6 protein-coding genes are annotated in these 5,446 nt (G+C 71.4%); 1 reads left to right on the forward strand and 5 read right to left on the reverse strand.

Annotated features, from left to right (window positions below):
- Nucleotides 1-111: 111 nt before the first annotated feature.
- Together ACWGH4_RS30440 and ACWGH4_RS30445 are read right to left on the reverse strand one after the other, a co-directional pair.
- Complete coding sequence (locus ACWGH4_RS30440; protein WP_453466576.1) at nucleotides 112-1,011, reverse strand: ABC transporter permease; 900 nt, start codon at nucleotides 1,009-1,011, stop codon at nucleotides 112-114.
- Nucleotides 1,008-1,160, reverse strand: coding sequence for a hypothetical protein (locus ACWGH4_RS30445; protein ID WP_453466578.1), 153 nt, complete (start codon nucleotides 1,158-1,160; stop codon nucleotides 1,008-1,010). The genes ACWGH4_RS30440 and ACWGH4_RS30445 overlap by 4 nt, the downstream gene beginning before the upstream one ends.
- Nucleotides 1,161-1,207: 47 nt before the next feature.
- On the opposite strand from ACWGH4_RS30445, the gene ACWGH4_RS30450 reads away from it, so the two are divergent.
- Nucleotides 1,208-1,414, forward strand: coding sequence for a response regulator transcription factor (locus tag ACWGH4_RS30450; RefSeq protein ID WP_453466582.1), 207 nt, complete (start codon nucleotides 1,208-1,210; stop codon nucleotides 1,412-1,414).
- Between the two features lie 179 nt (nucleotides 1,415-1,593).
- Here the strand turns inward: ACWGH4_RS30450 and ACWGH4_RS30455 are convergent, their stop codons facing one another.
- From ACWGH4_RS30455 to pgi, 3 genes are read right to left on the reverse strand one after another with little or no spacing between them, the layout of a single operon-like run.
- Complete coding sequence (locus ACWGH4_RS30455; RefSeq protein WP_453466580.1) at nucleotides 1,594-3,114, reverse strand: PH domain-containing protein; 1,521 nt, start codon at nucleotides 3,112-3,114, stop codon at nucleotides 1,594-1,596.
- Nucleotides 3,111-3,611, reverse strand: coding sequence for a PH domain-containing protein (locus ACWGH4_RS30460; RefSeq protein WP_441264421.1), 501 nt, complete (start codon nucleotides 3,609-3,611; stop codon nucleotides 3,111-3,113). Before ACWGH4_RS30460 ends, ACWGH4_RS30455 begins: the two co-directional genes overlap by 4 nt.
- 4 nt (nucleotides 3,612-3,615) lie before the next feature.
- Nucleotides 3,616-5,265 (reverse strand): glucose-6-phosphate isomerase, encoded by a 1,650-nt coding sequence (gene pgi, locus ACWGH4_RS30465; RefSeq protein WP_453466584.1) that lies wholly within the window; start codon nucleotides 5,263-5,265, stop codon nucleotides 3,616-3,618.
- Nucleotides 5,266-5,446 lie beyond the last annotated feature (181 nt).

The following is a 5,446-nucleotide window of genomic DNA, read 5'->3' on the forward strand; positions in this document are numbered from 1 at the left end:
CACGTGTCGCGGCGACCCCGGAAAGCCCCGTGCGGCGGCCCGGGCCGCTCGCTCCGGCGGCGGGCGGACCGGGCGGCTGCGGCGGTCCCGCTCCGTCCCGCCGCGGGCCGCTCAGACGTCGCGGCGATGCACGACGGCCACCGCGACGATCGCCGCGAGGAGCGACCATGCGCCGAACACGATCCACGCCTCGGTGACCGACACCGGGTACTTGCTCATGGAGTAGTCGCGTTCGGGGTTCCGCACCAGGGCCTGCCACGCCGAGAGCGGCATCGCGTTGCCGACCTCCTTCACCCACCGGTAGGTCTCACCCTGGAAGAGCGCCGGCAGCAACAGGAGTACACCGACGACCGCGACGACGGTACCCGCGGCGTGGCGGACGAGGGCCCCGAGTGCCATACCGACGAGGGCGCACAGCGGGGCCAGCAGCGCGGCGGCGGCGACGGCCCGCAGAGCCCCGGGATCGCCGAGGGACAGGCCGTGGTGGTCGCGCAGGATCGCCTGGGTCACGCCGAACGACGCGCCTGCGACGACCACGCCGAGGATGAGCATGACCGCGGCCATCACGGCCGCCTTGGCCGCCATCACCGCCCGTCGCGCCGGTACGGCGGCGAAAGTGGTCCGGATCAGACCGCTGGTGTACTCGCCGAAGACCGCGATGGCGCCGACGCTCCCGGCGACGACCATGAGGAGCTGCCATGCCGGGTCGACGAACGCGGTCCCCAGTGGATCGAACAGCATCTCCGGCTTCTCGGGCATGCCGGGAGGCGGGGCGGCCGGCCGGCCGTACTGCTGCGCCAACCGGTCGGCGTTGGACCAGGCGGAATTGACGTTGATCCCGACGACGACCGGCGCGCTGCCTCCGAGGACCCAGTAGGTGGAGCGCAGCGACCAGAGTTTGATCCACTCGGCAACGAGGAGATCCCGGGACCGGGCAGGGATTTCGGCGACGGCCGCGAACACCCGCGGCCCGGGGACCGCCTTCGCGGTGGTGGTCCGTGGGACGGTCATCGGGCTCCTCCCGAGCCGTATTCCACGCTGTCGGCCGTCAGTCCCATGAACGCCTCTTCCAACGAAGCGGCCTGGGTGGTGAGTTCGTGCAGCAGGACGCGGTGATGATGGGCGAGTTCGCCGATGCGCCGCGCGTTCAGGCCCGTCACCGTTCGCCGCCCGGCCGGAGCCCGCGGCGGCGCCCCGGCACGGGGCGATCGAGGGCGTCACCGACCGGGAACGCGAGGTGCTCACCCTCATCGGCCGTGGCCTGTCCAACGGCGAGATCGCCGACCGGCTCTGCATCAGCCCGGCCACGGCCAAGGCCCACGTGGGGCGACTGTTCACCAAGCTGGCGGCCCGCGACCGGGTCCAACTGGTCATCATCGCCTACGAGCTGGGCCTGGTGTCGCCGTCGCGCTGAGCGGGCGTGCATGCCGCGAGCCGCACCGCTGCCGCCGGGGTGAGCGCGCGCCGGGCGGTTCATGGGGCCCGGTCCGTCGGGAGCGGATGGGTGAGGCCGCTGGATTCCAAGTGTCGTACGGGTCCGGCTCGGGCGAGATGTCCCGGTGCGGCCCGCCGGTCCAGCCGGGTACAGCCGCGTCAGGGAGCCGGGTCCGAGTCGCGCTCCAGGAACGGCTCCAGCAGCCCCGGCACCGCCTCCGACGCGAACGTCAGGCCCTCCCCTTCCGCGGCGTCGTAGACGCCGTACGCGCCCGCGCCCGCCGCCGTCGTCGCCATCAGCGTGATCAGGCCCGCGCGGCGCTGGAAGACGGAGCGGCGGGCCGTCCAGCCGATCACGCCCGTCCGCTGCAGTGCGACCGTGCTGCGGCGGACGGTGCCGGAGCGGGTGACGAGGTAGTCGCCTGCGATCCCGTGGCCGAGCGCCCGGTACGCGTCGAGCGCGAGCAGCACCGCGACGGGAACGCCGACCGCCGCCCAGGCGGCCGCGATCCACAGGAGCACGGGCGTGAGCAGCGCGCCGAGGAGCGCGAGGACCGCCGCGGGCAGCAGCGCCGCGCTCAGTGCCCGGCGCAGCCGTCTGCCGCGGGCGGCCCGTGGGTGGGGCGAAAGGAGGGACTGCCGCGTCGGGGAGGCGGAGTCGCGGAGCACCTGGGCGGCCACCTCGTCGGCCAGCGCCCGCGGCACCGCGGGCAGCAGGACGTTGATGTCGGCGTGCTTGTCCTTCTCGTCCTTGACGAGCCCGGTGGCGACGGCGTCCAGCCTCGCGGCGCCGAAGAGTCGGATGCCCAGCGGCTCGACCAGGTCGACGCCGCGCAGCCGGCGTTCCTCGATGGATATCGAGCGTGACGTGAACAGGCCTCGCCGCACCCGCAGTGTGCCGCCGGGCTCCCGTTCGAGCCGGTAGTTCCACCACATCTCGATCCAGAGCCCGAGCGCGCCGACGACACCGGCGACGAGGGCGGTGGCGGCCAGGGTGACGATCACCCATACGAGGGGGGTGTCCTGGAAGCGGTCCCCCACCCAGTCGATGACCTCGGCCTGTGCCCCGAACCACTGGCTGACCTGCATCACCGCGCCCGCCGCCGCGCCGCCGAGCAGTGGGGCGACGAAGGAGACCGGCGCGTAGCGGATCCAGGCCGGATCGAGGACGGCGAGCTCGCCGTCGGGGTGGGTGGCCGCCTCCCGCGGGGTGGTCCTGGCGAGCAGCTCGAGCCGCAGCCGTTCGCCCTCCGCCCGGCCGACGGCGTCGAGTTCGAGCGTGGACTCACCGCCCACGGCGTGTTCGCCCGTGCCGATGCGGACCTTGACGAGTCCGAGGACGCGCAGCAGCACGTTGGCGGTGAGGTCGACGCTCCGGATGCGTTCGCGGGCCAGCGAGCGGCGCTTGACCAGGACCAGCCCGGTGTGGAGTTCGACCCGCTCCGGTCCGATGCGGTAGCGGGTGCGCTGCCAGCGGACCAGGTCGGCGGCGGTGCCGGCGCCGACGACCAGGGCCGCCCCCGCCAGCACCCAGCCGAAGGCCTTCCACAGCGGCATGCCACCCGCGAGCCCGAGGAGAGCGGGGAGCCCGGCGCCGGCCGCGAAGCCGGCCATGACCAGGGCGGTCACCAGGACCGTGCGTCCGTCGAGCCGCCGCCACTCCTCTTCCGGTGTGCTCATGTCGCGTCCCCGGGCGTGGCCCGGGTGATCAGGGTCAGGCTCTCCGCGAGTTCGGCGGCGACCTCGTGGTCGAGTCCCTCGATCCTGACGGCGCCCTTGGCGGAGGCGGTGGTCACCGTGACGGTGGCGAGCCTGAACGCCTGCTCGAGCGGCCCTCTGACCGTGTCCACGGTCTGGATGCGGGACATGGGCGCGATCCGCCACTCCTGCCACAGCGCCCCGGTGCGTACGTACACCGCGTCGTCGGTGACCTCCCAGCGGTGTACGCGGTACCACCAGGCAGGGAAGAACGCGGTGCAGGCGAGACCGACGACGGCGATCACGCCTGCCGGGACCAGCAGCCAGGTGCGGGCGGGCTCGATGAACGCGCCCAGCACGGACAGTACGAGAGCCGGTACGGCGGCGGTCAGCAGGACCTGCGCGCGCCACCAGTTGACGGCCCGTTCGTTCAGCCGGTTGTTCGGCGGCCGCAGCCGCACCGTGTTCTCCCCCGCCATCAGGTCACCGGCCGCGCAGTGTCCGGTACTTGCCGGCCAGCGTCGCGGTGGAGCTGTCGAGCTGCTCGCCTCCCCTGCCCTCGGTCAGCACCGGCTCGATCTTCTTCGCGAGGACCTTGCCGAGCTCGACTCCCCACTGGTCGAAGGAGTCGATGTTCCAGATCGCGCCCTGCACGAACACCTTGTGCTCGTAGAGGGCGATCAACTGGCCCAGTACGGAGGGCGTGAGGTCCTCCGCGAGGATCGTCGTCGTCGGGTGGTTCCCCTTGAACGTCTTGTGCGGCACCAGGTCCTCCGCGACGCCTTCCGCCCTGACCTCCTCGGGCGTCTTGCCGAAGGCGAGGGCCTGCGTCTGGGCGAAGAAGTTGGCCATCAGCAGGTCGTGCTGCGGGACGAGTCCGGCGAGCAGCCCGGGGACCGGCTTGGCGAAGCCGATGAAGTCCGCGGGGATGACCTTCGTGCCCTGGTGGATCAGCTGGTAGTAAGCGTGCTGGCCGTTGGTGCCGGGGGTGCCCCACACGACGGGGCCGGTCTGCCAGTCGACCGGATTGCCGTCACGGTCGACCGACTTGCCGTTGGACTCCATGTCGAGCTGCTGGAGGTACGCGGTGAACTTGGACAGGTAGTGCGAGTAGGGCAGCACCGCGTGCGACTGGGCGTCGAAGAACGCCCCGTACCAGACGCCCAGAAGGCCCAGCAGGAGCGGGGCGTTGGCCTCGGGGGGCGCGGTGCGGAAGTGCTCGTCGACGAGGTGGAAGCCGTCGAGCATCTCGCGGAACCGCTCGGGGCCGATCGCGATCATCAGGGACAGGCCGATCGCGGAGTCGTACGAGTAGCGGCCGCCGACCCAGTCCCAGAACTCGAACATGTTGGCCGTGTCGATGCCGAAGTCGGAGACCTTCTCGGCGTTGGTGGACAGGGCGACGAAGTGCTTGGCGACCGCGTCGGGGCCGACCCGGAGGTTCGTGAGCAGCCACTCGCGGGCGGAGATGGCATTGGTGATCGTCTCGATGGTGGTGAAGGTCTTCGAGGCGATGATGAAGAGCGTCTCCGCCGGGTCGAGATCCCTTACGGCCTCGTGGAGATCGGCCCCGTCGACGTTCGAGACGAAACGGAAGGTCAGGTCCCGCTCGGTGTAGGACCGGAGCACCTCGTACGCCATCGCGGGCCCGAGGTCGGAGCCGCCGATACCGATGTTGACGATGTTCCTGATGCGCCTGCCGGTGTGGCCGGTCCACTCGCCGGAGCGGATCCGCTCCGAGAAGGCGGCCATCTTGTCCAGCACCGCGTGGACGTCCGGCACCACGTTCTCGCCGTCGACCTCGATGACGGCGTCCCGCGGGGCACGCAGGGCCGTGTGCAGGACCGCGCGGTCCTCGGTGGTGTTGATCTTCTCGCCGCGGAACATGGCGTCGCGCAGCCCGGCGACGTCGGTGGCAGCGGCCAGTTCGCGCAGCAGGGCCAGCGTCTCGTCGGTGATCAGGTGCTTGGAGTAGTCCAGGTACAGATCACCCACCTGGAGGGTGTACTTGCTGCCGCGCTCCGCGTCCGCCGCGAACAGCTCCCGCAGATGCGTCCCGCCCAGCTGCTCGCGGTGCTTGCCGAGAGCGGTCCACTCGGGCATCCGGTTGAGCCTGGTCTTGCCTGCGTTCATCTCGGACATCAGCCCACTTCTTCTCGTACCTGCCTGCATGCCCCGCTGCGGTTCCAACCTAATTGATCAGGCCGGTCGGTGAGGCGTCGGCGGGGCGGCGCACGAGAAGCGGCCCGGTAAAGACAAGTCCGGCCGTCACCCTTTTCGGGTGGCGGCCGGACTCAAGAACTAGATCTCGCCC

The organism is Streptomyces sp. NPDC054847 (assembly GCF_053610925.1).